We start from the raw sequence: 26,117 nt of genomic DNA, 5'->3' as shown, positions 1-26,117 counted from the left end.
GTACGGAGCGGCTTTGCCTTGGGTATGCCCGCCTGGGATGGGTATTTGGAATAGGCTATGCCTTGCCGGAATAATAGCGCCGCGTGAATTGCAGGAATTCTTTGTAGGGCGCGTTGTTCTCGGTGCCCTTGCGCTGAATGAAATTGAACTCGCGCTTAAGCGTGAAATTCCGGATTTTCACTTCAACGAACTCACCGGTTGCCAGCTCCTTTACCACGGCCTGGCGGGGCAGGAAGGCCAGACAGGTATCAACGCGCACGAAGTTTTTGAGGGCTTCGGTGCCGCCCAGGCGCACGCGCACCGGCAGCGCGGCCAGCTTGATGCGGTGCCGGGCCAGGGCCTCCTCCAGCACGGCCAGCGTGCCCGAGCCGGCTTCGCGCAGGACCAGCGGGGTGGTGAGCAGGTCAGTCACCTCAAGCGTGCGCCGGGCCAAGGGGTTGCCGGCGGCGCATACGGCCACCACGTCGTCGGTGAGCAGCGGCGTGTAGGTCACGTGGCTCACTTTGTGGATGCCCTCGATGATGCCCAGCTCGATTTCGTGGTCGAGCAGGGCGCGCAGGATGTTGTCGGAGTTACGGTTTTTGAGGCTGAGCTGGTGATGGGGGTGCTTTTGCAGGTAGGCCGACACCACGGGCGGCAGCACATAGAGCGAAATGGTGGTGCTGGCTCCGATGAGCAGGTGCTGGCTGGGCGTAAAATCGGGACTCAGCGCGCTCATTTCCTGGTGCAGCTCCTGCTGCAGTTGCTTGGCCTGCAAGAGCTTTTCGTAGAGCTTGCGGCCGGCGGGCGTGAGCTGAATGCTGCTGCCCAAGCGTTCAAACAAACCGGTTTTGTAGTGCTCCTCTAAGGCCTTTACCTGCTTGCTCACGGCCGACTGGCTGGTGAACAGCGCCTGGCTGGCCTTGGTGAAGCTCAAACGCTGAGCTACTTCCAAAAAGACTTCGTGTGGGTGCGAGAGCAAGGAGGAAAGTTTTGCGGGTTGCGTTTTGAGGGTTGCGTGAGCAAGGGTCAACTCAACATTCAACCCTCAAAACGCAACCCTAAATTTATAGTCCCAGCACGGCGCCATACACGCCATCCACCACCTGGGCCATGCGGCCGAAATCCAGCGTGTCGATGGTGTCGGTTTTCTGGTGGTAGTTGGGGTTGCGCAGGAAGGAGGTGTCGTTTATCATCACGGCGTCGTAGCCCTGGCGCCAGTAGTTGCGGTGGTCGGAAAGGCCGGCCAGGCCCATGCTTTCGGGCAGGTTGATGTGCTGCACGTCGAGGGTGCCAGCGTGGGACTGCATCAGGGCGTGCACCTGCCGGGTGAAGGCTTCCTGGCCGGTTTTGCCCACCACCACAATGAAGTTGCCGGTGCTGGGGTAACGCTGGGCCAGGGCCTCGTTGGGGAAGCTTTGCGAGTTGGGGGCGTCGCTGAAGTAGCCAATCATCTCGTAGCAGAGCATGGCCCGCACGGATACCTGGGCCGCGTGCAGGCTTTTGGCGTGCACGGCGCTGCCCATGTAATCGGTAGCAAAATAGGGCGGCTCCTCGTTGGGGTAGGCCACGAAATCGAGGCGGTGGCGCAACTCGGACTGGTTTTGCTGCACGAGGCGGGCCGTTTCGAGCAGGCCGGCCACGGCGCTGGCATTGTCGTCGGCGCCGGGCTGGTCGCCGCACACGTCGTAGTGCGCCCCGATGACGATGCGCGCCGCCTCGGGCGGGCCAAAGGAGGCGATGATGTTGCGGTAGCGCCGCCCGTCGGCCGTAAACGCCTGCTCGGTCACGGTGCCGCTCAGTTGCTCGAAGCACCCTTTGATGTAGTCGGCGGCCTTATTGAGCGAGGTCAGGTTGTGGCAGTTGCGGGCGGGCTGCAGGGCGGTCAGGAACTGCACATCGGCCCGCAGGCGGGTTTGGTCGGCTGGCATGACAAGGGGCGAATGGAACTGCGGGCTATACGGACGCCAAGGCTGGCGGTATCAAGGTAGAGACGCATACTTGCGTCTCGTCGTTGAACGACTGGCACCGCACCGTTCACACGTCATCGTTCAACGACGAGACGCAAGTATGCGTCTCTACAACCCCAGCCGTCGCTGAAACGCCGCCAGAAACAGCCCCACGTGGTAACCGTCGCCCAACCCGTGGTGTAGGTGCACCGAGACAGGCATCTGCCGCATCTCGCCTTCCTGAAACACCTGGCCGAAGGAAATTTTGGGGCAACTGTCGGGATGCGAATAGCTGCGGGCGTGCGAGAGGCTGGTGAAGCGCACCCACGGCAGGGCCGAGCAATGCACCACGTCGGGGCGGCCGGTGGTGTCGTTCAGGCGCAGGCCGGTGCTGGCCTGCACGGCGGCAATTTCAGCTTCTGCGCTGGCGACGAAGCCGGTTAGCGTATCATTTTGCTCGATGAAGGAGAAAGCAAACGTATGGTCGGGCCGGCCGAGGGTGGCGGAGGCGTGAATGCGGTCGTAGCGGTATACCTGGCCGTTTTCGATGCGGTAGCGGAAGGCGTCGACTTCGTTGGCGGCTTCGAGGGCGTGGTAGAGGTAGTACAGGAAAAACGACACGCCCAGCCGCTTGGCTTCGGCCTGCGCGGCGGTGCAGTCAACGTTGGCGGTGAGACCGAAAAAGGGCTCTTCGAAGGCAGAAAAGAAAGCGAAATGCTCGCGGCGGGGCCAGGTTTCAAGGTCGATGAGATGTTTCATGGCGGGCAAAGGTCGGTAGCTTTGCGAAAGCCAGAACGTGTACCCCGAAGCTCCTGCTTCGGCCCGGTAGAAGTCGTTCAACGCGAGCCGAAGCAGGAGCTTCGGGGTACACGTTCTGGGTACTTCAGCGCTTCAGTCCTATGCCTGCCCAAACCTTCATCGCCTTCGACGCCGACGACACCCTCTGGCCCTGCCAGCCGCACTACGACCACGTGGAAGCCCAGCTGCTGCCCATCCTGGCCCACTACGCCGACGCGCCGACCGGTAACGCCCGCCTCCACGACGTGCAGCGGGCCAACATGCAGCTGTTCGGCTACGGCGCTAAGTCGTTCATGCTCTCGATGATAGAAACCGCCATTCAACTCTCAAATGGGGAGGTGAAGGGCCGCGAAATTCAGCAAATTCTGGACTTGGGCAAGGACCTGCTGCGCTTTTCCATTGAGCCGCTGCCCGACGTGGTGGAAGTCCTGACAGAGTTCAAGCAGCGCGGGCATCAGCTCATTCTGCTCACTAAGGGCGACTTGTTCGACCAGGAAAGCAAGATTGCCCGCTCCGGCCTGGGCGATTTTTTCGACTACGTCGAAATTGTGAGCGAGAAAGACGTGCCGACTTACCACCGCCTGTTTGCCCGCCTCGGCGCCACGCCCGAAAACTTCGTGATGATTGGCAATTCATTGAAATCGGATATTCTGCCGGTGGCCAAGCTGGGCTTCCCGGCCATCCATGTGCCCTACCACGCCAACTGGATACACGAGCACGTGCCGGCCGAACTGCTGGTGGGGGTGAAGTTTCAGACGGTGGAGCGGCTACGGGAGGTGCTGGAATATCTAAAATAAAATTATTGCTTACCACAAAGCAACTCATAGGCGGGGCCGATTATACCACTTATAATTATGCCATTGCTTTAGTTTGGACCAACTTTTCGGAAGCTCGTTGCCGCCCAAATATTTACCTCCTAAGTCTACCATTATTTTGATGAATGAGATAATGGCATAGGACTCGTTCTCATATTCGACTGTAACTACTCGACCTTCAATCGACGCATTTATTGAGCGACGATAGTCATTACCGACTATGATTTCGACCTTCTCAATATGATTAAAAAGGCGCTTCTCTTGCTTGATTTGGTCTCGTGAAAACGCCGCCTTTTCGTATTCGTGAGTTGACATAAGCAGAGTCTTTGTGGCTTTATACTGTGTGTCAATTGTATATATAGCTTCTGAGTCTGCTTGAAGCAGCGCAAGCAGTTCGCATGGATGATTTAACACTTGCCCCAATCCAACACTGGCAAGACTGACTGTAGCAACAAGCCTGATATTCAAACCGGTCTGCTGCTCGTAGCGTTGACTGATAGATTGAAATGAGGGCACGCTATTTTCAAACTCAATTTCTATTCGGTGCATTCCCATAGTTGTCAAATTTATTAGCCTAATAATAGCAAGTGTTTTTCTATGTGTAGTTAACGAGTGGAAAGGAAGCGCAGCAACTCACATCAAGGCATTCTTAGCCCAGCATGAAGTGCTTATTATTACAATGCCCGACTTCACCAACCCGCGTTACATCCAGCACGGCAGCCGCCGACAGCAGCGAGCCCATGCCGTCCTAACGGCGCTGAATTTGTGGAAGGTACTGGCCGATTTCCGGCCGGTGCTGGCCGGCACCATTCCGCTCAATATTGACATTGCCGGGAGTGATTTGGATGTGCTGTGCGAAGTGGTCCCAGCCGACACCCAGCGCTTCACTGAGCTACTCCAGAAACATTACGGCCACCGAGCTGGCTTCCGCCTGAAGCGCCCCGTCATCAACGGCGAAGCATCCATTGTCTGCAATTTTCGCTACCGAAATCAGGAAATTGAAGTATTTGGGCAGGCCGTGCCCACCGCGCGGCAGAATGGCTTTCGCCACCTGCTGGTGGAAGCGGCCGTGCTGGAAGCCGGCGGCAAAGCGTGGCGGCGCGCTGTGCGGCAGTTGAAAAAGCAGGGAATGAAAACAGAGCCCGCGTTTGCCAATTTGTTACGTTTGTCCGGTGACCCTTATGTAGCATTATTGGAGTTGGAGGGCAAAAGCATTGCTGAATTGCGCGTTCAAATGGCCCAGCATGCCATTATTTGTAACCGGTAAAACATTCGCCTGCGTGGCCTAATACGGTTCGGCTTTTCGCGTTGCAATAGAATCCGGGCTTCTCGCTACCTTCCGGCCGGTTTTACCCCTTCCACCCCACCCCATGCTGGCCCGTTACCGCTTTTTGCCGCTGCTGCTTGTGCTGCTGGCGGCTGCCTCGTGCTCGAAAAAAACCGCTCAGGAACAAGCCGCCGAAACGGCCCAGACCGACGGCGACGAAATCGACCCCTATTCCAACCTGGTGTTCACCTTCGATGAAAAAGTGGTGGATGAGGACAAGCAGAACCGCTGGGACACCACGCGCTACGTCACGTTCTCGCCCAACATTCGCGGCAAGTTTAAGTGGACCGGCGACCGGGAGCTGACCTTTTCGCCGCTGGAGCCCTTCCGCCCCAGCACCGTTTTCTCGGCCAGCCTGCGGCCCGAGGCGCTGCCCAGCGACAAGCAGAAGCTGGCCCTGAACCGGCCCAAATTTCACACGCCGTATTTGAGCATGGCCGCGCCGCAGGTGTTCTACGGCAGCTCGAAGCGGGCGGCGGGCACGGCAGAATTGCGCGCCAACCTGGTTTTTAACTACCCGGTGCGGCCTTCGGATGTGAAATCGCGGCTGAAGGTGACGCAGGGCGGCAAGCCCGTAGCGGTGGAAGTAAACTCGGCCGAGCCCGACGATATGGTAGCCGTCACTTTTATGCAGGACGTGCAGCCGGGCACGCCCGTGCAGATTGACATTGCGCCCGGCCTGCGCCCGGCGGCCGGCACCAAGGCCACCGAACAAACCCTCTCGGCCCAGGCCGAAATCCCCGACCAAAGCACGCTGGAAGTGCGCGAGCTGACGGGCTCGCTGCTGAACGGGCAGCCGGTGGTGACGGTACTGCTCAACCAGCCGGTGCGGGTGGCCGACGTGCAACCCTACCTCACGGTGAAGCCGGCGGTGGCGTTTTCGGTGGAGGCGCTGGAAAGCGGGCTGGCCCTGCGCGGCGGCTTCGAGGTAGGCAAAACCTACCAGATTTCGCTGGCCGCCGGCACGCGCGGCGTGCTGGGCGGCAGTTTGGGCGAGGAATTCAGCCAGGCCGTGTCGTTTGGCGACGAGCGGCCGAGCCTCACCTTCACCAGCTCCGACAAGGCCATGTACCTCGACGCGCTGGGCGCCCGCAACCTGGGTTTGCGCATCAACCAGGTGGCCAAGGTGAAGGTGACCATTGCCAAGGTGTACGCCAACAACATTCAACAGCTGCTGCGCGGCGAAAAGCAGTACGGCTACCCCGAATACGACGAGGACGAGCCCCGCGAATCGAACACCGACGAAAACGGCGACTACATCGACCGCAGCTTCCAGTACTACGACACCGAGAACATCGGCAACGTGCTGTCGGAACGCACCATTTCCGTCGATGCCCTGCCCAAAGACGGCGGCCTGCGCCTGCTGAACCTGGACCTGAAGGCGTTGGAGTTTCAGGGACCGATGAAGGGCTTGTACGTCATCCGCGTGCAGGACACGGAGCGGCAGTGGCTGCAGGTGAGCAAGCTGGTGGCCGTGACCGATATCGGCCTGATTGTGAAGCAGGGCGCCACGGCCGGCACCACGGTGTTTGCCAATTCCATCCGCACGGCCGAGCCCTTGAGCGGCGTGACGGTGAACCTCGTGAGCTCAAACAACCAGGTGATTAGCACGACCACGACGGACAAATCCGGCGTGGCGCAGTTCGACTCGGCAGCCAGCATGAAGCGCTTCACACTGGGCATGATTACGGCCACGAAGGAGGCCGACTTTTCGTTCCTGGACTTGACCAAAAGCCGGGTCGAAACCTCGCGCTACGAGGTGGGCGGGCTCACCTCGAACGCGGCGCACTACCAGGCTTTTCTGTACGGCGACCGCAACCTGTACCGGCCCGGCGACACGGTGCGGACCAACGCCGTCATCCGCACCGAGGACTGGAAGACGCCGCCCACCGGCCTGCCCGTGAAAATCCGCCTCCTGCTGCCCAGCGGCAAGGAATACAGCAGCCTGCGCCAGAAGCTGAGCGCGGCGGGCAGCTTCGAGAGCAGCTTCATTTTGCCGCCCACCATCATGACCGGCCTCTACACGCTGGAAGTGCTGACCGGCAACGACGTGCTGCTGACTTCGCGCCCCGTGAGCGTGGAAGAATTCATCCCCGACCGCCTGAAGGTGACCGTGACGGCCGCCCCCGCCGTGCTCCGGCCCGGGCAGGACGTGACGGCCAGCATCGCGGCCGTGAACCTGTTTGGCCCGCCGGCGGCCGACCGCAAGTTTGAGGTCGAATTCTCCTTGAAGCAGAAAAACTTCGCGCCCAAGAATTACCCCAACTACAGCTTCACCATCAACAGCGGCGAAAAGCGCCGCACCCTGGACGAAGACGGCGAGGAAAGCAGCGAAAGCGCCCTCACCGCGCGCTTCGAGAAAACCGTGCGCGAGGGCGCCACCGACGCCGCCGGCCGCGGCACGGCCACCTACACCGTGCCCGACTACCGCGACCTGGGCACGCTCGAAGGCGTGGCCTTCGCCACGGTGTTCGACGAAACCGGGCGGCCCGTGAACCGCCTCGCCACCTTCGACGTGCAGACGCAGGCCGCCATGTTCGGCATCGCCAGCCTGCCCGACCTCATCAGCACCCGGCAGGCCCTCACGGTGAAACTGCTGGCCCTCACGCCCGCCGGCCGCCCCACCACGGCTCAGGCCGAGGTGAAGGTGGTGCGCAAGCTCTGGGAAACGGTGCTGGAGCGCCAGGGCGGCCGCTACGTGTACCAGTCGCAGCGCCGCGAGCAAACCATTCTGAGCCAAACCCGCCCGGTGGGGGCCGAAACCAGCTTCTCGTTCACGCCCGTGTACTCGGGCGAGTACGAGGTGCGGGTGAGCCGGCCGGGCGCCGCCACCTACGTCACGCAGCAGTTCTACGCCTACGGCTACGGCGACACGCAGGCCAATTCCTTCGAGGTGAACAACGAGGGCGCCGTTACCATCGAGGCCGACAAGCCCAGGTACAACCCCGGCGAAACCGCCCGCCTGCTGCTGAAAGCGCCCTTCGCCGGCCGCATCCTCGTGACGGTGGAGCGGGCCAACGTGCTCGACCATTTCTACGTGAGCACCGACGGCAAGGCGGCCGAGGTGAAGGTGCCCATCAAGGGCGAGCACGTGCCCAACGTGTACGTGACGGCCACGGCCGTGCGCGCCCTCGACGGCCGCGACCACCTGCCCCTCACCGTGGCCCGCGGCTTCCTGCCCCTGACGGTGGAAAAGGCCGACTCGCGCCTGCCGCTGGCCCTGGCCGCGCCGGCCGCCAGCCGCTCCCAAACCTGGCAAACCGTGGAAATCAGCACCGCCCCGCGCGCGCAGGTCACGCTGGCCGTGGTGGACGAGGGCATTTTGCAGCGCAACAACTACCAGACGCCCGACCCGCACGCCTACTTCTACCAGAAGCGCGCCCTCGAAGTGGCGGCCTTCGACGTGTATCCGTTCATTTTGCCGGAGCTGGGCACGAGCAGCAGCGGCGGCGACGCCGCCGACCTGCGCCGCCGCACCAACCCCGTGCCCAACCGCCGCGTGAAGCTGGTGTCGAAATGGAGCGGCGTGCTCACCGCCGACGGCGACGGCAAGGTGCGCTACCGGGTGCGCGTGCCGCAGTTCAGCGGGACGCTGCGTATCATGGCCGTGGCCTATAAGGACGATGCGTTCAGCTCGGCCGAAGCCACGATGAAGGTAGCCGACCCGGTGGTGATTTCAACGGCGCTGCCGCGGTTCATGAGCCCGGGCGACACGATTGACGTGCCGGTGACGCTGACGAATACGACGAGGAACAGTTTGAGTGTTAAGGTTGGCCGCTTGTTACAAGGCCCTATTAAAGCCTTAGTAGATACCAGACCGGAAGTTTCTCAGATTTATCAGGCACCATTTGAGGCTCGAGAAGAAAGCTTAGTACTTGAGCCAAGCAGAGAGGGTCGTAAATCCTATAAATTCATTGCGACTGGTATCGGTAACGCTACTATCGTTATTTATGTCAAGTCGCCGAATGGAAAAACCAGCGAGAAATTCTCCGAAACCATCGAACTCCCCGTCCGTCCCGCCGCCTCGCTCGAAAAGCGCACCGGCAGTGGCGTGCTGGCCGGCGGCACCACGCTCCCGCTCAATCTGAAAACCGATTTCCTGCCCGCCTCGCTCACCAGCCGGCTGGTGGTGAGCCGCTCGCCGCTCACCGAGTTCAGCAAGGACCTGCGCTACCTGCTGCAATACCCCTACGGCTGCCTGGAGCAAACCGTATCGGCCGCCTTCCCGCAGCTCTACTACGCCGATTTGGCCGCCACCTTGCAGCAGAAAACCGGGGCCGCCGCCAAATCCCAGCGCTACAACCCCAACTACCACGTGCAGGAAGCCATCCGCAAGCTGGAGAGCATGCAGCTCTACAACGGCAGCCTGAGCTACTGGCCGGGCGGCGACTACGACAACTGGTGGGCCACCGCCTACGCCGCCCACTTCCTGCAGGAAGCCCAGCAGGCTGGCTTCGCGGTGAATAAATCCGTGCTCGACAAGGTGCTGAAATACCTGGCCTTCCGCCTCAAAAAGCGCGAAACCGAGCCCTATCAGTACTTCGACGTGAGCAACATCGCCCGCCAGCGCACGATAGCCAGCCGCGAAATCGCCTACTCGCTCTACGTGCTGGCCCTGGCCGGCCGCCAAGACCCCGTGGCCCTGAACTACTACCGCGCCAACCGCCCCCTGCTCACCGAAGATTCCAAAGTGCTGCTGGCCTGCACCCAAAGCCTGCTCGGCAACCAGCGCGCCTTCCGCGAGCTGCTGCCCACTAAGTTCGGCAGCGAGCGGGCCGCCCGGCGCGCCCTCGACGGCTCGTTCTACTCCCCCATCCGCGACCTGGGCCTCATCCTCAACGCCCTCGTCAGCACCGACCCCAACAACCCGCAAATCCCCGGCATGGCCCGCCAGCTCAGCCGCCAGATGAAGGCCGCCTACTGGCTCAACACGCAGGAAACCTCCTTCGCCCTGCTGGCCCTCGGCAAAATAGCCCGCCAAAACGCCCGCAGCACCGCCACCGCCAGCCTGTTCCTCGACGGCAAACCGGCCGGAAGCTTCACCGGCAAAGACCTCACCCTGCGCAACGTAGCCAACCGCAACGTGAGCATCCGCAGCGCCGGTAAAGGCAGCCTCTACTACTTCTGGGAAACCGAGGGCATCTCGGCCAGCGGCCAGGTGCACGAGGAAGACTCCTACCTGAAAGTGCGCCGCCAGTTCCTGACCCGCGACGGCCTGCCGCTGGGCACGCCCACCTTCCGCCAGAACGACTTGGTGGTGGTGAAGCTGACCCTGGAAGCCGGCGAAGCCGTCGGCGTCATCAAGAACGTGGCCGTGACCGACCTACTCCCCGCCGGTCTCGAAATCGAGAACCCGCGCATTGGCCCCTTGCGCGAGCTGAGTTGGGCGAAGGATGCCAACACGCCGGATTATCTGGATGTGCGGGATGACCGGATTAACCTATTCGCCACCGCTACAGGCACGCCGCAGCATTTTTACTACCTCTGCCGCGCCGTGAGCAAGGGCACCTTCAAGCTGGGCCCGGTGAACGCCGATGCGATGTACAACGCGGAGTACCACAGCTACAACGGGGCCGGCGTGGTGCGCGTGCAGTAGGCTTATTCCTAATCAAATAACAGTATGTTCGTTTTCAACCGACGCCTCCTGATTATCCTCTTGGTCATGTTTTTCGGCATGGTCCTGTGGATGGCTTACTTCTTCTATTTCCACACCGATGGCCGGGGCCACGTGCTGCGCGAAGCCGACAGCCCGGCCGCCGAAGCCCGGGGCCAGCAACTGCTCGGCCGGGCCGATAACCTCCTGAACCAGCGCCAATACGACGCGGCCAAAACCCTGCTTGATTCGCTGCGCGATGCCGACCTCAATCCGGCTATGTTCATCGCTGATGATGCGCTGGAGCAGCGCTTCGACACCCTGCGCCGCCGTCGTTTCCGGGAAAAAGCCGCCCAGCAGTAACTTTCGGAATGAGCAAGCGGCAATGGGTGCGGGGTGGAATCGGCGTGGCCTGCGGGCTGCTGCTGGTTCTTTTGCTTGACCGCCTTTTCCCCCTGCCGCCCGCGCCGCGCTACTCCCCCATCGTGCTGGCCGCCGACGGCAGCGTCCTTCACGCCTTTCTGAACCCGACCCAGAAGTGGCGCATGAAAACCGAACTGGCCGAAATCACGCCCGCGCTGCAACAGGCCATTATCCATAAAGAGGACCGGTATTTCCGCTACCATTTTGGCGTGAACCCGGTAGCCATTGTGCAGGCCGCGGGCCGGAATCTATTTGGTAAGGGCCGTACCACGGGGGCCAGCACCATCACCATGCAAGTGGCCCGGTTGCTCGAGCCCAAGGAGCGCACCTTCGGCAACAAGCTGCAGGAAATGCTGCGCGCCGTGCAGTTGGAAGCCCACTACAGCAAGGCCGAAATCCTGCAGCTCTACCTGAACCTGGTGCCCTATGGCGGCAATATTGAGGGCGTGAAGTCGGCCGCGCTGTTCTACTTCCAGCAACCTCCCGATTACCTCTCCCTGGCTCAGACGGTGACGCTGGCCATCATCCCAAACCAGCCGCGCGTGCTGGTACTGGGCAAAAACAACGACCGCATCCTAGCCGAGCGAAACCGCTGGCTGCGACAGTTCCAGCGGGAGCGCCTGTTTCCGAATCAAGACGTTGAAGATGCCATCAATGAGCCGCTGGATGCGCAGCGCCACGCCGCCCCCACGCTGGCCCCGCACCTGGCCCGGCGGCTGGTAGCACAGCGGGCTGGGCAGCCCATCATCCATTCCACGCTCCGGCGCGCCCCGCAGGCCAAGGCCGAGGACCTCACCCAAAACTACGTGCGCCGCCTGCGCGAACTGGGGATTTCGCAAGCCGCCGTGCTGGTCGTGAACAATCGCACCCGCGCCGTGGAGGCCTACGTGGGCTCGGCCGATTTTCAGGATGCGGCCGGCAGTGGGCAAGTCGATGGCGTGCGGGCCGTGCGCTCGCCGGGCAGCACGCTCAAGCCCTTCCTCTACGCCCTGGCCGTCGATAAAGGCATTGTGACGCCAAAGCAGAAGCTGCCCGACGTGCCCACCAATTTCAGCGGCTTCCGGCCCGAGAACTTCGACAAAAGTTGCGCCGGCGAAGTGACCGTGGAGCGCGCCCTCACCTACTCGCTCAATATCCCCGCCGTGCGCGTGCTGGCCGACGTGGGCGTGCCGGTTTTCACCGATAAGCTTCGGGCAGCCGGCTTTAAAAGCGTGGCCAAAGCGGCCCCGCGGCTGGGCCTGAGCACCATTCTGGGCGGTTGCGGCGCCACGCTGGAAGAATTAACGGGCCTGTACGCGGCGCTGGCCGACGGCGGGCGCTGGCGGGCGGTGCGGCTTACCTCACGGGTCACCTCAAGAGCGGCCCCTCTCCCGCGGAGAAAGGAGCCAGCCACCAGTGAACGGAAATCGTCAGGCTCCCCCCTCTCCCGCGGAGAGGGGGGCCGGGGGGGTGAGGTTTCGTCGGGTGGTGAGGCACTAGTCTCCCCCGCCGCCGCCTTCCTCATTACCGACATTCTGGCCCAGCGCACGCGGCCCGACCTGCCCATGGGCTACCAAAACAGCCGCCACCTGCCCAAAATCGCCTGGAAAACCGGCACCAGCTACGGCCGCCGCGACGCCTGGAGCATCGGCTACAATGCCGATTATACCATCGGCGTGTGGGTGGGCAACTTCAACGGACAGGGCAGCCCGGCCCTGACGGGCGCCGACATTGCCTCGCCCCTGCTCTTCGACCTGTTCAACACCCTGGCCTATAACTCGCCCAACCGCTGGGCCGTGCCACCGGCTACACTAGATTTTCGGCTGGTGTGCGCCGAAACCGGCCTCGTGCCCGGCGAGCATTGTCCCAACCAGCTCATCGACTACTACTTGCCCGGCACCTCCTCGGCCCGGCACTGTGAGCACCAGAAAGAAGCGCTGGTTTCGGCTGATGGGGCGGTGGCTTACTGTCGGGCCTGCGTGCCCGCCACCGGCTTCCGGCGCCAGCTTTTCCCCAACCCGCTGCCCGAGGTGCTGGCGTTTCGGGAGGCGCAGGGGCTGCCGTCGAGCCGCCTGCCGCCGCACAACCCCGCCTGCCAGCTGGTGCGCACCGACGGCGGCACGGGCGCGGCCCTGGCCATTACCTCGCCGCTCGACCACGCCGAATATGTACTCGACCGCAAGGACAAGCAGCAGATGCTGCTGAGCTGCGCGGCGGGCAGCGAGGTGCGCCAGGTGTTCTGGTACGTGAACGACCGGTTTCTGCGGGCGGCAGCGGCGACGGAGCGGGTGTTTTTCCGCCCGCCCAGCGGCACGGTCAAAATCTCCTGCGCCGACGACCACGGCCGCAACGTAGACATCCAATTGCAAGTGGCCGAGTTATGAGGCATACACCTTGATTAATAGACAACATACAGCTCTTGATAGGCAACATATCGGTGTTGATAGATAAATAGTGCGCATCTGCCAACCGGTCAAAACCTTTCACTCTAAAAGAGGTTAACGAATCTTGGTTTAAGCAGCTTCTGATGGGGCGAATGGCGCGAGTGCTAGTGCGCAAAGGATGAGTTGCCTCTGTTTATCTATCTATGAAACAAACACAACTGGCGTTAAAACCGCTGTTTCGATTACTGTTATTTGTTCCCTTCTACGCCTTTTCACAACCCGTTCTTCCGCCCGATAAGCCGCTCACACAGCAGGAATGCGTCGCTTTTGCCTTGCAAAGCCAGCCGCTGGTAAGGCAATCCCTCATCGACCAGGAGATTACTAAGGCCTCAAACCAGATTGCGCTGGCGGGCTGGCTGCCGCAGGTGGGCATCACGGGCACGGCGCAGCACTATTTCGGCCTGCCGTTCACCATCTTCCCCAACCCGGCCACGGGCCTGAACGAGCCGCGCCAGCTGGGGGTGCGCAACGTGACGACGGTGGGGTTGTCGGGCACGCAGGTCATTTACAATAACGATGTGTACTTGGCCGCCCGCAGCAAGCGCTTCAACAACCAGGCGGCCCAGCAAAACACGGTCGAAACCCGCATCAACACCGTTTCCGATGTGAGCAAGGGCTTCTACGACGTGCTGCTCTCGCAACGCCAGCTGGATGTATTTGCCCAGGACATCGTGCGCCTGCAGCGCAACTACCGCGACGCCCGCTTGCGCTACGAAACCGGCGTGGCCGACAAAACCGAGTACCTGCAGGCCGAGATTTCGCTCAACAACTCGCTGGCCGGCCGCAAGCAGTCGCTCGAAGCCGTGAACGCCAAGCTGGCCTACCTCAAGCAGCTCATGGGCCTGCCGCCCGAGCGCAAGCTGGCCTTGCAATACGACACGCTGAAGCTGGAGCAGGACGCCGTGATGGACACCACCGTGGCCCTAAACGTGGCCAACCGCATCGAAATCCAGCAGCTTGAGACGCAAAAAACGCTGCAGGGCCTCACCGTGGACTACTACCGGCTGGGCTTTCTGCCCTCGCTCTCGGCGTTTGGCAACTACAACTCGGTGTTTCAGAACAACGAGGTGAGCGAGCAGTACCGCACGCGCTTCCCCAACTCCTACGCGGGCCTGCAGCTGGGCCTGCCCTTGTTCACCGGCTTCCGCCGCACCCAGAACATGCGCCGCGCCCGCCTCGAAAACCAGCGCCTCGACGAGGACGTGGCCAACACCCGCAACCAGATAAACACGGAGTACGCCACGGCCCTGGCCAACTACAAGGGCTACTACACGGAGTACCAGCTGGGCAAGCGCAACCTCGAAGCCTCCAAGGAAGTGTACAACGTCGTCAACCTGCAATACCGCGAAGGCATCCGGGCCTACATCGACCTCATCGTGGCCCAAACCACCCTGCGCACTTCGCAGCTGAACTACTACACGGCCTTGTTCCAGCTGCTGGGCAGCAAGGTGGATTTGCTCCGCGCCATCGGCGAGTTGCCGACGGATTATTAATTCGTTCTGACGTGGGGCCTCACCCCCGGCCCCTCTTCGAAGGGGAATGCGGCAAAGCATTCTTCGGGGAGCCAGACGCAAGCGCATAACCGGTGCCTCCTCTCCTTTAGGAGAGGGGGTCAGGGGGTGAGGCCCCACGTCAGAACGAAACCCTAAAATTCTAAAACGCGGCTGGCCACCGGCCAAATGCGACAAGCTATGTTAAAGATGAACAAGAAATACCTGGTGCTGGGCCTGTTGGGGCTGGCCGCCTGCGGCAAAAAAGACGAGGAGAAGAAAAACGCCGCCCCGCCCCCCACGCCCGTGACGCTGGTGGCGGCCCGCACCACCGAAGCCGTGTACTACGACGAATACCCCGCCACCGTGACGGCGCTCAACGTGGTGGAGCTGCGCTCGCAGGTGACCGGCTTCGTCACCGGCATTTCCTTCAAGGAAGGCGACGTGGTGCCCAAGGGCAAGGCGCTGTATGAAATCGACCGCCGCCAGTACGAGGCCGCCTACCAGCAGGCGCTGGCCGGCCTGCGCAGCACCCAGGCCAACGCCACCAACGCCCAGGTGAACGCCACCCGCTACGAGCGCCTGGCCAGCCAGGACGCCATTGCCCGGCAGGTGCTCGACAACGCCACCACCGCCCTGGCCACGGCCCGCGCCCAGGTGGCCGAGGCCCAGGCCGGCGTCAACATCGCCCGCAACAACCTGAGCTTTTCCACCATCACGGCGCCGTTCACGGGCCGCATCGGCATCTCGGCGGTGCGCCTGGGCTCGCAGGTGGGCGCGGGCACTACGCTGCTCAACACCATTTCGAGCGAAGACCCAATTGGCGTCGACATCGTGGTGACCCAAACGGACATCGAGCGTTTCAACACGCTGCTCAACTCCAAAACCTCCCGCGCCGATTCGACCCTGCGCCTGGTGCTGCCCGGCGGCAAAACCTACCCCCTACCCGGCCGCATCCGCACCATCGACCGCGGCGTGAACAGCGGCACGGCCACCATCACGGTGCGGGTAGAATTTGCTAACCCCAACCGGGAGTTGAAAGACGGCATGAGCGCCGTGGTGAAGGTGCTGAATACGCAGTCGGGCCAGCGCATTGTGGTGCCCTTCAAGGCCATTGTGGAGCAGATGGGCGAAAACTTCGTGTACGCTGCCACCGACAGCAGCACTGCCCAACAGCGCAAAGTGAAGCTTGGCCCGCGCCTGAAAGACCAGATTGTGCTGATGGAAGGCGTGAAGGAAGGCGACAAAATCGTGACCGAAGGCGTGCAGAAGCTACGCGACGGCGCCAAGATTACCACGGAAGTGCCCAAAGCGCCGCCCGCGCCGGGGAAATAGGCCAAAACACCCACTAGAAGGTCATGCCGAGTGCAGGGAAGCATCTTGCCCGCCACCAACCAAATCGCCAGGCTCCCCCTCTCCTTTGGGAGAGGGGGCCGGGGGGTGAGGCGCCCGCCAGAACAACCGAGCCAGATGCTTCGCTGCGCTTGGCATGACGTTTCTCCCTTATACCCATTGAATCCCATAGGCTAACGGCTACCCGCCCACCGCCCCCAGCTATAGCAAATGATAGCAGAAACCTTTATTCGCCGGCCCGTCACGGCCATTGTCAGCTCGCTGGTCATCGTGCTGGTGGGCTTGCTGGCCATGTTGAAGCTGCCCATCGGGCAGTACCCCGAAATCACGCCGCCCACGGTGTCGGTATCGGGCACCTACACCGGCGCCGACGCCCAGACCGTGGAGCAGACAGTGGCCACGCCCGTGGAAGTGCAGGTGAACGGCACGCCCGGCATGACCTACCTGCAAAGCAACAGCACCAGCAACGGCCAAATGAGCATGACGGTGAACTTCGAGGTGGGCACCGACATCAACATCGCCGCCCTCGACGTGCAGAACCGCGTGGGCATTGCCCTGCCCACCCTGCCCCAGGAAGTGCAGCGCTTGGGCCTCACGGTGCGCAAGCGCAACCCGAGCATCCTGATGCTGGTGGCGCTTTTTGCCCCCAAGGGCACCCACAACGCCACTTTCCTCGACAACTACGCCAACGTGTACATCAAGGACGCCCTGCTGCGCACCAAGGGCGTGGGCGACATCGTGAGCCGGGCCGACGACTTCTCGATGCGCCTGTGGCTGAAGCCCGACAAGCTTTCGCAGCTCGGCATCACGGCCAACGACGTGCTGGCGGCCATTCAGGAGCAGAACGCCCAGATTGCGGCCGGCTCCATCGGCGCGCCGCCCCAGCAGATGGGCCAGACGTTTGAGTACATTGTGACGGTGCAGGGCCGCCTAGCAACTACGGAGCAGTTCGGCGACATCATCGTGAAAAGCCGGCCCGACCAGGACGGTGGCATCGTGTACCTCAAAGACGTGGCCCGCATGGAGCTGGGCAAGTTCAACTACGGCAACAACTCCTATGTGGACGGCAAGCGTGCCGCCTACCTGCTGGTGTACCAGGCCCCCGGCGCCAACGCCCTCGAAACCTTCGAGAACGTGAACAAAACCATGGAACAGCTCAAAAAGCAGTTCCCCACCGACCTGAGCTATGTGGTGCCCTTCGAGGCGGCCAGCGTGGTGAAGGTGTCCATTCACGAAGTGGTGGAAACGCTGGTTATTGCCCTACTGCTGGTTATCGTGGTGGTATTTCTGTTTTTGCAAAGCTGGCGCTCCACGCTCATCCCGGTGCTGGCCATTCCGGTGTCCATCGTGGGCACGTTCATGTTCTTCATTCCGCTGGGCTTCACCATTAATACCCTGACGCTCTTCGGGTTCGTGCTGGCCATTGGTATTGTGGTCGATGACGCCATTGTGGTGGTGGAAGCCGTGGAGCACAATATGAACGAGCGCGAAATGAACGTGCTCGATGCCACGCTGGAAGCCATGCGCGAGATTTCGGCCCCGGTTATTGCCATTGCCCTCATTCTGGCGGCGGTGTTTGTGCCGGTGGGCTTCATCCCGGGCATCACCGGGCGTTTGTACCAGCAGTTTGCCGTCACCATTGCCATTTCGGTGCTGATTTCGGCCTTTGTAGCGCTGTCGCTCACGCCCGCGCTGTGCGTGCTGCTGCTTAAGCCCACCAAGCGCGACGAAAGCTCGACGGGGCTGAACAAGTTCTTCTTCAAGTTCAACAACTGGTTTGGCCGCATGACCGACAAGTACGGCAACGGCGTGGCCAGCAGCATCAAGCATTCGCGCCTGGTGGTGGTGGTGCTGGTGTGCATCGTGGCCGGCACCGTTTTGCTGTTTAAAAGCAAGCCCAGCGGCTTTTTGCCGACCGAAGACGAGGGCCGCATCATCATCACTTTCAACCTGCCCGAGGCATCGAGCACGGCCAGCACCGTGGCCACGTTGCAGGAAATGATGAAGGAGCTTTCGCAGGTGAAAGGCATTGCGCACTACGCCGCCCTCGGTGGCCTGAACGCCGTGAACTTCTCCTCGAAATCAAACTCCGGCACCATTTTCTGCCAGCTGCAGCCTTGGGAAGACCGCAAGGAAACCGAATTGCGCCTGCAAGGGCTGATGGCCACCGTGCAGCAGCGCATGGCCAAGTTCAAGGAAGCCACCACGGTGGTGATTTCGCCGCCCGCCATCCCGGGTCTGGGCAATACCGGCGGCTTCTCCTTCGTGCTGCAGGAGCGCGAAAGCCAGGGTGGCGACGTGAAGACTTTTGACACCAACCTGCAAGGCTTCCTCGGGGCCATGCGGAAGCGTCCCGAAATTGCCGGCGCCTTCTCCTTCTTCACCGCCAACACGCCGGGCTACCAACTCACCATCGACCGCGAGCGGGCCAAGAAGCTGGGTGTGAGCATTTCCGACATCGCCACTGCCCTGCGCACCTACCTCGGCTCGGCCTACGTGAACGACTTCACCCTCTACGGCCGCAACTTCCGGGTGCTGGCCCAGGCCGACAGCAGCTACCGCGGCGACATTGCGAACATCGGGCAGTACTACGTGCGCAACGCAGCCGGTACCATGGTGCCCCTGAGCAGCGTGACGAGCTACAAGCGCACCGAAAGCGCCCCGCTCATCTCGCACTACAACCTGTTCCGCTCGGCCGAAATCAACGGCAACCCGGCGGCTGGCAAAAGCTCCGGCGACGCCATCAAGGCCCTGCAGGACGAGGCCGCGAAGTCCCTGCCCCAGGGCTACGGCTACGAATTCTCGGGCCTGAGCCGCGAGGAATTGCTGGCCAGCGGCCAGACGATTTACATTTTCGCGCTGTCCATTGCCTTCGTGTTCCTGTTCCTGGCTGCGCTTTACGAGAGTTGGTCGGTGCCGTTCTCGGTGCTACTGGCGGTGCCGGTGGGCATCTTCGGGGCCATTCTGGCGCTGTTTTTCCTGCCCAAGCTCACCAACAACGTGTATGCCCAAATCGGTATGATTACGCTGATTGGCTTGTCGGCCAAAAACGCCATTCTGATTATCGAATTCGCCAAGGAGCGGGTCGATAGAGGCATGCCGCTGGTGGAGGCCACGCTGGATGCCGTGCGCCTGCGCTTGCGCCCCATCATCATGACTTCGCTGGCCTTCATCCTGGGCATTGCGCCGCTCACGTTCGCGTCCGGCGCCGGCTCCCTGGCCCGCCAAACCCTGGGCTGGACGGTGCTCGGCGGTATGTTGGCGGCCACGTCGCTGGCCATTTTCATCGTGCCGGTGCTCTACGTCATCATTACCCGCTTCGCCTACGGCAAGGAAAAACTGGCTGAGTTGGAGAAAAACTACAAGCCCGATGAGGAGCACGGCGGCCACAAGGAAGGCGAAAAAGGCCCGGAACCCGCGCCCCAACCCGCGTAATTCATAGAACCCAAACGAAACCGTCCGTAGCAAAAGCAAGCGTGAAAACCCTGCTTTTGCTACGGACGGTTTCGTTTGGGGCTTTCTCTAACTGGTGATTTCTAAAACATGGTTAGAGCATTAGCGTTGGCTTTCTTCCAGGTCGGCGAGGTGGTGCTGCAACACGGCAGCCTGCCCGGTAAGGGTAATTTCTTCGGCGGTTTTGGTTTGCACAGGACTCTGTTTATCAATGCCCAGCGTGTGGAGGGCAGCACCGTAGAGCGCCACCAATACAGGCTCACCCGCCAGGGTAATGCGCGCGGGCGGGTGCGCCAGCAGGTCGCGGCATTCGCTGCCGATGAGCAGACCGCTCAGGTAGAAATAATTCTCTGGCTTGCTAGCATTCCTGAACAAGTCGTTGGTGCGCACCAGAAAGGCATTGTGCAACAGATTTGTCTCTTGGCTCTCGTGCACGCCTTTCTCAAACCACTGCCGGTTCTTCCCTTCCTGCAGTTTAGCGCCTTCTTCTACCGATGAGGCCAGGATGCTTTTGGTGGAAAGCAGCGAAAAGAATTCGCCGGTCATGTATGTTTTCAGCGAGGTTGCCTGGCCGTTTTGCACCAGCACATGTTTGGCGTGCGTGCCGGGGTGCAGGAAAAGCTGCGCCTCAGCGGTATTTTCAAAGCAGCAGCCCACCAGTTGCACCTCCTCGCCACGCATCACGTCGTCGTCGCTTTTCACGCCCGAAATCAGCAGCACAGCGTGTCTGAAATCAGTTGCAGCAGGCAAAATTTTGATAGCCAAATCGGAGCCGTCCGTGGCAAACGGCAGCGGCTTATACGGCACCTCCAGCATACCAATAGTGGAGGAGGCCATACCCGAAATCACCACGGGCACGTCGTCCAGCGCGGTTTTCACGGCTTCTTCGAGCTTCTTCAGGTACGCCTGAACAATGGCTAAATAAAACGCCACGCGCTGCTCCGGCGGCTGGCCGGCCTGCTTCCATAGCTCCGCCGTGGCGGCGTTGCCTTCCTTGGAGCTTTCCTCCGCCAGAATCTTAAGGCTCTCCCGCTCCACGAGGCGCAGGCGGAAGGCCGAGGTGCCCCAGTCGCAGCTGAGGAAGAAGTTGGTGGTATCCATTTTCTAGCGGTTCGCCTCACCCCCCGGCCCCCTCTCCCAAAGGAGAGGGGGAGCCGAGGTGGCGCGGAGGGTTTTGAGAAAAAAGTCGCCTGGCTCCCCCTCTCCTTTGGGAGAGGGGGCCGGGGGTGAGGCGTGGCATCAGAACGCCCCGCTACCACTCCGCCACGCTGCCGTCCACATTGCGCCACACGGGATTGTGCCAATTGTGCCCAATGGCCGCCCGCTGCCGCAGGTATTCTTCGTTGATTTCAATGCCCAGCCCCGGCCCTTCCGGGATTTTGCAGTACCCATTTTCGTAGAAGAACACCGACTTATCGGTCAGGTAATCGAGCAAATCATTCTCCTTGTTGTAGTGAATACCCAGACTCTGCTCCTGAATGAAGGCGTTGTGGCAGGTGGCGTCCACCTGCAGGCAGGCGGCCAGCGCGATGGGGCCCAACGGGCAGTGCGGTGCGGCGGCCACGTCGAAGGCTTCGGCCATGCTGATAATCTTCTTGCACTCGGTGATGCCGCCGGCGTGCGAGAGGTCGGGCTGAATGATGTCGACGTAGCCGTCGATGAGCAGCTGCTTGAAATCCCAGCGCGAAAACATGCGTTCGCCGGTGGCGATGGGGATGGAGCAGTGGTTGGCGATGTCGCGCAGGGCCTCGTTGTTTTCGGGCAGCACGGGCTCCTCGATGAACATGGGGCGGTAAGCTTCGAGCTCTTTAGCCAGCACCTTGGCCATGGGCTTGTGCACGCGCCCGTGGAAATCGATGCCGATGCCCAGGCCCGGCCCACCGGCCTCGCGCACGGCGGCTACGCGGGCCAGCACGGCGTCAATTTTCACGTAAGAATCGACGTAACCCATCTCGTCGGTGCCATTCATTTTCACGGCCGTAAAGCCCCGGGCCACCATGTCGGCCGCCGCCGCGCCCACGTCGTGCGGCCGGTCGCCGCCAATCCAGGAGTACACGCGCATGGTGTCGCGCGCGCGGCCACCCAGCAGCTGGTGAATGGGGGCGTTGTAGTACTTGCCTTTGATGTCCCACAGGGCCTGGTCGATGCCGGCGATGGCCGACATCAGAATAGGCCCGCCGCGGTAGAAACCGCCGCGGTACATCACCTGCCAATGGTCTTCGATGTTGAGCGGGTCTTTGCCGATGAGGTTTTCCATCAGCTCCTGCACAGCGGTGGCCACGGTGGCGGCCTTGCCCTCAATCACCGGCTCGCCCCAACCCACGAAGCCGGTGTCGGTTTCAATTTTGAGAAACAGCCAGCGCGGCGGCACCTGGAAGAGAGTGAAACGGGTGATTTTCATGGGGGTGGGCGGAAACGAATAAATCAGAACGGTCATGCTGAGCGCAGCCGAAGCATCTCTACCGCTTCGTTGTCTCGATTGGATTACTACTGCGGTAAAGATGCTTCGGCTGCGCTCAGCATGACCGTTCTCTCTTCATGTGAAAAACTACCCCGCCACGGCCGCCACAAACGCCCGCGCCTTCTCCGTGAGTTGGGCCAGGTACTCGTCCGTCATGGCCGGCTTGGTATCCACCAACGAGCTTCCTAAGCCAAACGCCTTGGCACCGGCCTCGGCAAAGCCTTTGATGTTGTCGAGCGAGACGCCGCCGGTGGGCATGAGCGGAATGTGCGGCAGCGGCCCAGCAATGTCTTTGAAGTAGCTGACGCCGCTGGCCCCGGCCGGGAATACTTTGATGATATCGCCGCCGTACTCGTAGGCTTTGAGAATCTCGGTGGCGGTGTAGGCGCCGGGAATGCTGACGGCGCCGTAGCGCTTGGTCATGCGGATGGTTTTCTTGTTGAGCGTGGGCGAAATGATGAATTTGGCCCCGGCCAGCAGCGCGGCGCGGGCCGATTCGGGGTCGAGCACGGTGCCGGCGCCCACGAGCAGCTTGCCCTCCATCTCCCGCGCGATTTCCGTGATGGACGCCAGCGCGCCGGGCGAATTCAACGTGACTTCCATCATGCGGACGCCGCCGGCCTGCACGGCCTGGGCAATTTTGAGCAGGTCGGCCGGGTGGGCTCCGCGCACGATGGCGACGATTTTGTGTTCGAGAATGTGAGCGAGTGGATTCATAGCGGCGGGAAAGGCAAAAGCGAAACGGTCTTCTGCCAACGTAGAAGCCGGAATTCAGGTTAAGTTCATTTTGAACCCCGAGTATTGGGACGCAACTGCAGCTGCCTTGTAGCGTGCCAGCTACGCAACACGGACGAGGCTAATGGAGTACGCTTGGCAACGGCAAGCTTCCCCTCTTGCCCCCATACCCTCCTACCCTCTTCCCCTGATACATGGGCCCCCAATTCCTCTTCGCCACCGGCATCGAAAACAGCAACCCCACCATCCAAAACGGCAAGCTGCGCGTGGATGAGCTGGAGAAATGCAACCACTACAAGCTGTGGCACAAGGACTTTGACCTGGTTGAGGAATTGGGAATTAGCTTCCTGCGCTACGGGCCGCCCATTCACACCACGTGGCTGGGGCCCGGCAAGTACGACTGGAGCTTTGCCGACGTGACGTTTCAGGATTTGCTGCGGCGCAACATCGCGCCCATTGTGGATTTGTGCCATTTTGGGGTGCCCGACTGGATTGGCAACTTCCAGAATCCGGAGTTTCCGGAGCTATTCGGCCAATATGCCAAGGCATTTGCGCAGCGCTTTCCGTGGGTGCAGCTCTACACGCCGGTAAACGAGATGTACATCTGCGCGGTGTTTTCGGCCCGCTACGGCTGGTGGAACGAGCAATTGACCGGCGACAAAGCTTTCGTGACGGCCCTGAAGTACATTGTGAAAGCCAACGTACTGGCCATGAAGGCCATTCTGGAGGTGCGGCCCGATGCCATCTTCATTCAGAGCGAGTCGTCGGAGTATTTCCACGCCGAAAACCCGGCCGCCATCAAGCCCGCCGAAACCATGAACGCCGAGCGGTTTCTGTCGCTCGACCTCAACTACGGCAAGCGCGTGAACAGCAGCATGTACGAGTTTCTGATGGACAACGGCATGACCCGCGCCGAGTACCACTTCTTCCTGGAAAACAAGATGAAGCGGCACTGCATCATGGGCAACGACTACTACTACACCAACGAGCACCGCGTGTCGGCCGACGGCAGCACCCGCGCCTCGGGCGAAATCTTTGGCTACCACGTCATCACCTCGCAGTACCACGACCGGTACCGCCTGCCCGTGATGCACACCGAAACCAACATTTGGGAAGGCCCCAAGGGCGACGAGGCCGTGAACTGGCTCTGGAAAGAGTGGGCCAACGTGCTGCGCGTGCGCAACGACGGCGTGCCCATGGTTGGCTTCACCTGGTACTCCCTCACCGACCAGGTGGACTGGGACACCGCCCTGCGTGAAGACAACAACCGCCTGAACCCCGTGGGCCTCTACGACCTTGACCGCAACATCCGCCCCGTAGGCACGGCCTACAAGCAACTCATCGCCGACTGGCGGCAGGTGCTGCCCTCCCAAAGCGTGTGCCTGCAAGTGCCCATTGTGATGCCCCAGGAAAGCAACGACGCCTGGGCCCACGAGCAAAAACAAGACGTAAAAGAAGCCACTGCCGACAAGTCCACCGCCGCCGCGAACGCGTCGCCAGAGTCGTAGGACGTGGGGCCTCACCCCCAGCCCCCCTCCCAAGGAGAGGGGGGCCAGACGTAAGCGCAGGACCGGTGTCCCCTCTCCTTTCGGAGAGGGGGTCAGGGGGTGAGGCCCCAAGCCCGCGCCGCAATAACAACCCTCAACCCCTCCCAACCTATGGAAACCCGCTTTACCGATAAAGTCGCCATCGTAACCGGCGGCGCCAGCGGCATTGGCCTGGCCGTATGCAAGCGCCTGGCCGCCGAAGGCGCCCGCGTGGTCATTGCCGACTACAACCAGGCCAACCTCGACGCGGCCGTGCCCGAGGTGAAGGCCGCCGGCGCCCCCGACGCCTGGGGCAGCCTCTGCAACGTGTCGGTAGAAGACCAAGTGGCCGCCACCGTGGCCGGCACGCTGGAGAAATTCGGCCGCCTCGATGTGGTGGTGAATAACGCCGGGCTCATGCAGTTCAAGCCCCTGGAAGAGCTGACCGGCGACGACTGGACGCGCATCCTAAACGTGGATTTGCTGGGGGCCTTCTTCTTCACGAAGCAGGCCTTTTTGCACATGAAACCCGGTGGCACCATCGTGAACGTGGCCAGCATTCACGCCGTCGAAACCAGCCCGCTGGTAGCGCCCTACGCGGCGGCGAAGGCCGCCATGCTGTCGCTCACTCGCTCCTCGGCACTGGAAGGCAAGCCCAAGGGCATCCGCACCAACGTCATCCTGCCCGGCGCCATCGACACGCCCATGCTCTGGGACAACCCCAACGTAAAATCCGGGGTCGAAGTCATCGACAAAAACGACGTAGGCCGGCCCGAGGACGTGGCCGCCACCATCGCCTACCTGGCCTCCGATGATGCTGCCTTCGTGCAAGGCGCCGAGGTGCGCGTGGACGGCGGCCGGCTGAATAGGCTGTAGCGTGGACTCTGCGAGTCCGCGCATTATAGAATGTTTGCCTAGGCGCGGACTCGCAGAGTCCACGCTACATAAACCGGCACGGCGCTTGTAATACAGGTTTCGACACCTGTCTTTCCTGAGCTATGAAAACCACTGCATTCGCTGCCCTGCTGCTGTTGTCGCTGACTTCCTTCCGCGCCTCGGCCCAGTTCCGCCTGTCTGACCTGAAAGACATTCTCACCAAGCAGGCCGGCGCCCGCACTACCACTTCCAGCAGCGGCGGCGTGGGCGGCCTGAGCAGCACCGAAGCTGCCAATGGCCTCAAAGAAGCCCTGCTGCAAGGCATCGGCAAGGGCGCCGACCAGGCCTCGCAAACCGACGGCTTCTACCTCAACCGACTCATCCGCATCCCTTTCCCGCCCGATGCGCAGCGCGTGGCTACTACCCTGCGCAGCATCGGTCTGGGCAGTCAGGTCGATAAGTTTGAGCTGAGTTTGAACCGCGGCGCTGAGGATGCCGCCCGCAGCGCCAAGCCTATTTTCATCTCGGCCATCAAAAGTCTCACGTTTAGCGACGTGTGGAACATTCTGACCGGCCAAAAGGACGCCGCCACACAGTTTCTGAAGCGCACCACTTCCACGCAATTGGTAACGGCCTTCTCGCCCATCATGCAGAAGAGCCTTGACCAAGTTGGCGCCACCCGCTACTACACCCAACTGGCTACCACCTACAACCAGATTCCGCTGGTGCAAAAGGTGCAACCCGACCTCAACCAATACGCCACCGGCAAGGCTGTTGATGGCCTGTTCACGCTCATTGCTCAAGAGGAAGCCAATATCCGCGAAAATCCGGTGGCCCGTACCACCGAGTTGCTGCGCCGCGTGTTTGGGCGTGGCAATAGCTAACAAGGCAGACAATAACACAAAAAAGCCCCTCC

At 61.5% G+C, this 26,117-nt stretch carries 18 protein-coding genes; 11 read left to right on the top strand and 7 right to left on the bottom strand.

The window, feature by feature from the left end:
* Positions 1 to 55: 55 nt before the first annotated feature.
* From MTP16_RS11200 to MTP16_RS11190, 3 genes are all read right to left on the bottom strand, one after another.
* Positions 56 to 961 carry a LysR family transcriptional regulator gene (locus tag MTP16_RS11200; RefSeq protein WP_243519751.1) on the bottom strand — a complete coding sequence of 302 codons (906 nt, stop codon included), beginning with the start codon at positions 959 to 961 and terminating at the stop codon, positions 56 to 58.
* A gap of 85 nt (positions 962 to 1,046) precedes the next feature.
* Positions 1,047 to 1,910, bottom strand: a complete 864-nt coding sequence (locus MTP16_RS11195) for a M28 family peptidase (protein ID WP_243519749.1) — start codon at positions 1,908 to 1,910, stop codon at positions 1,047 to 1,049.
* A 147-nt stretch (positions 1,911 to 2,057) separates the two neighbouring features.
* Positions 2,058 to 2,687, bottom strand: coding sequence for a chloramphenicol acetyltransferase (locus MTP16_RS11190; RefSeq protein ID WP_243519747.1), 630 nt, complete (start codon positions 2,685 to 2,687; stop codon positions 2,058 to 2,060).
* A gap of 140 nt (positions 2,688 to 2,827) precedes the next feature.
* On the opposite strand from MTP16_RS11190, the gene MTP16_RS11185 reads away from it, so the two are divergent.
* Positions 2,828 to 3,523, top strand: a complete 696-nt coding sequence (locus MTP16_RS11185; protein ID WP_243519745.1) for an HAD family hydrolase — start codon at positions 2,828 to 2,830, stop codon at positions 3,521 to 3,523.
* 24 nt (positions 3,524 to 3,547) lie between these two features.
* Here the strand turns inward: MTP16_RS11185 and MTP16_RS11180 are convergent, their stop codons facing one another.
* Positions 3,548 to 4,090, bottom strand: coding sequence for a hypothetical protein (locus MTP16_RS11180; RefSeq protein WP_243519744.1), 543 nt, complete (start codon positions 4,088 to 4,090; stop codon positions 3,548 to 3,550).
* A 130-nt stretch (positions 4,091 to 4,220) separates the two neighbouring features.
* Between MTP16_RS11180 and MTP16_RS11175 the strand changes: the two genes are divergently transcribed.
* The 7 genes from MTP16_RS11175 to MTP16_RS11145 all read left to right on the top strand — a co-directional run bounded on the left by MTP16_RS11175 (position 4,221) and on the right by MTP16_RS11145 (position 19,585).
* Positions 4,221 to 4,808, top strand: a complete 588-nt coding sequence (locus tag MTP16_RS11175) for a DUF4269 domain-containing protein (protein WP_262922670.1) — start codon at positions 4,221 to 4,223, stop codon at positions 4,806 to 4,808.
* A gap of 103 nt (positions 4,809 to 4,911) precedes the next feature.
* Positions 4,912 to 10,464, top strand: a complete 5,553-nt coding sequence (locus tag MTP16_RS11170; RefSeq protein WP_243519739.1) for an alpha-2-macroglobulin family protein — start codon at positions 4,912 to 4,914, stop codon at positions 10,462 to 10,464.
* 24 nt (positions 10,465 to 10,488) lie between these two features.
* Entirely contained in the window at positions 10,489 to 10,824 is a 336-nt protein-coding gene (locus MTP16_RS11165) for a hypothetical protein (protein WP_243519737.1), read from the top strand.
* A 71-nt stretch (positions 10,825 to 10,895) separates the two neighbouring features.
* A complete protein-coding gene (gene pbpC, locus MTP16_RS11160; protein WP_243519736.1) occupies positions 10,896 to 13,247 on the top strand; it encodes a penicillin-binding protein 1C in 2,352 nt (783 codons plus the stop codon).
* A 203-nt stretch (positions 13,248 to 13,450) separates the two neighbouring features.
* Positions 13,451 to 14,800, top strand: a complete 1,350-nt coding sequence (locus MTP16_RS11155; protein ID WP_243519734.1) for a TolC family protein — start codon at positions 13,451 to 13,453, stop codon at positions 14,798 to 14,800.
* 207 nt (positions 14,801 to 15,007) lie between these two features.
* Positions 15,008 to 16,132 carry an efflux RND transporter periplasmic adaptor subunit gene (locus MTP16_RS11150; protein ID WP_243519732.1) on the top strand — a complete coding sequence of 375 codons (1,125 nt, stop codon included), beginning with the start codon at positions 15,008 to 15,010 and terminating at the stop codon, positions 16,130 to 16,132.
* 228 nt (positions 16,133 to 16,360) lie between these two features.
* Positions 16,361 to 19,585 (top strand): efflux RND transporter permease subunit, encoded by a 3,225-nt coding sequence (locus MTP16_RS11145; RefSeq protein WP_243519730.1) that lies wholly within the window; start codon positions 16,361 to 16,363, stop codon positions 19,583 to 19,585.
* 120 nt (positions 19,586 to 19,705) lie between these two features.
* On the opposite strand, the gene MTP16_RS11140 is transcribed toward MTP16_RS11145, so the two are convergent.
* The 3 genes from MTP16_RS11140 to MTP16_RS11130 form a co-directional block, all read right to left on the bottom strand.
* The gene (locus MTP16_RS11140; RefSeq protein WP_243519728.1) at positions 19,706 to 20,704 is read right to left on the bottom strand and encodes a 2-dehydro-3-deoxygalactonokinase; all 999 of its coding nucleotides are present in this window, start codon (positions 20,702 to 20,704) and stop codon (positions 19,706 to 19,708) included.
* A gap of 151 nt (positions 20,705 to 20,855) precedes the next feature.
* Entirely contained in the window at positions 20,856 to 22,004 is a 1,149-nt protein-coding gene (dgoD, locus tag MTP16_RS11135) for a galactonate dehydratase (RefSeq protein WP_243519726.1), read from the bottom strand.
* Positions 22,005 to 22,151: 147 nt separating this feature from the next.
* Positions 22,152 to 22,781 (bottom strand): bifunctional 4-hydroxy-2-oxoglutarate aldolase/2-dehydro-3-deoxy-phosphogluconate aldolase, encoded by a 630-nt coding sequence (locus MTP16_RS11130; RefSeq protein WP_243519724.1) that lies wholly within the window; start codon positions 22,779 to 22,781, stop codon positions 22,152 to 22,154.
* A 212-nt stretch (positions 22,782 to 22,993) separates the two neighbouring features.
* Here MTP16_RS11130 and MTP16_RS11125 point away from each other — a divergent pair, with 212 nt between their 5' ends.
* The 3 genes from MTP16_RS11125 to MTP16_RS11115 all read left to right on the top strand — a co-directional run bounded on the left by MTP16_RS11125 (position 22,994) and on the right by MTP16_RS11115 (position 26,085).
* Entirely contained in the window at positions 22,994 to 24,307 is a 1,314-nt protein-coding gene (locus tag MTP16_RS11125) for a family 1 glycosylhydrolase (protein WP_243519722.1), read from the top strand.
* Between the two features lie 150 nt (positions 24,308 to 24,457).
* A complete protein-coding gene (locus tag MTP16_RS11120; protein ID WP_243519720.1) occupies positions 24,458 to 25,201 on the top strand; it encodes an SDR family NAD(P)-dependent oxidoreductase in 744 nt (247 codons plus the stop codon).
* Positions 25,202 to 25,323: 122 nt separating this feature from the next.
* Entirely contained in the window at positions 25,324 to 26,085 is a 762-nt protein-coding gene (locus tag MTP16_RS11115) for a DUF4197 domain-containing protein (protein ID WP_243519718.1), read from the top strand.
* The last annotated feature ends 32 nt before the right edge of the window (positions 26,086 to 26,117 follow it).

The organism is Hymenobacter monticola (assembly GCF_022811645.1).
GTDB classification, from domain to species: Bacteria; Bacteroidota; Bacteroidia; order Cytophagales; family Hymenobacteraceae; genus Hymenobacter; species Hymenobacter monticola.
This window is presented reverse-complemented; position numbering and strand designations above follow the sequence as displayed.

Bases quoted from the DNA above. Each gene is read 5' to 3' on its own strand.
- MTP16_RS11180 (WP_243519744.1), bottom strand. From the start codon at position 4,090: ATGCACCGAATAGAAATTGAGTTTGAAAATAGCGTGCCCTCATTTCAA.
- MTP16_RS11115 (WP_243519718.1), top strand. From the start codon at position 25,324: ATGAAAACCACTGCATTCGCTGCCCTGCTGCTGTTGTCGCTGACTTCC.
- MTP16_RS11195 (WP_243519749.1), bottom strand. From the start codon at position 1,910: ATGCCAGCCGACCAAACCCGCCTGCGGGCCGATGTGCAGTTCCTGACC.
- MTP16_RS11140 (WP_243519728.1), bottom strand. From the start codon at position 20,704: ATGGATACCACCAACTTCTTCCTCAGCTGCGACTGGGGCACCTCGGCC.
- MTP16_RS11170 (WP_243519739.1), top strand. From the start codon at position 4,912: ATGCTGGCCCGTTACCGCTTTTTGCCGCTGCTGCTTGTGCTGCTGGCG.
- MTP16_RS11120 (WP_243519720.1), top strand. From the start codon at position 24,458: ATGGAAACCCGCTTTACCGATAAAGTCGCCATCGTAACCGGCGGCGCC.
- MTP16_RS11145 (WP_243519730.1), top strand. From the start codon at position 16,361: ATGATAGCAGAAACCTTTATTCGCCGGCCCGTCACGGCCATTGTCAGC.
- MTP16_RS11185 (WP_243519745.1), top strand. From the start codon at position 2,828: ATGCCTGCCCAAACCTTCATCGCCTTCGACGCCGACGACACCCTCTGG.
- MTP16_RS11165 (WP_243519737.1), top strand. From the start codon at position 10,489: ATGTTCGTTTTCAACCGACGCCTCCTGATTATCCTCTTGGTCATGTTT.
- MTP16_RS11125 (WP_243519722.1), top strand. From the start codon at position 22,994: ATGGGCCCCCAATTCCTCTTCGCCACCGGCATCGAAAACAGCAACCCC.
- MTP16_RS11155 (WP_243519734.1), top strand. From the start codon at position 13,451: ATGAAACAAACACAACTGGCGTTAAAACCGCTGTTTCGATTACTGTTA.
- MTP16_RS11150 (WP_243519732.1), top strand. From the start codon at position 15,008: ATGAACAAGAAATACCTGGTGCTGGGCCTGTTGGGGCTGGCCGCCTGC.
- MTP16_RS11175 (WP_262922670.1), top strand. From the start codon at position 4,221: ATGCCCGACTTCACCAACCCGCGTTACATCCAGCACGGCAGCCGCCGA.
- MTP16_RS11190 (WP_243519747.1), bottom strand. From the start codon at position 2,687: ATGAAACATCTCATCGACCTTGAAACCTGGCCCCGCCGCGAGCATTTC.
- dgoD (WP_243519726.1), bottom strand. From the start codon at position 22,004: ATGAAAATCACCCGTTTCACTCTCTTCCAGGTGCCGCCGCGCTGGCTG.
- MTP16_RS11130 (WP_243519724.1), bottom strand. From the start codon at position 22,781: ATGAATCCACTCGCTCACATTCTCGAACACAAAATCGTCGCCATCGTG.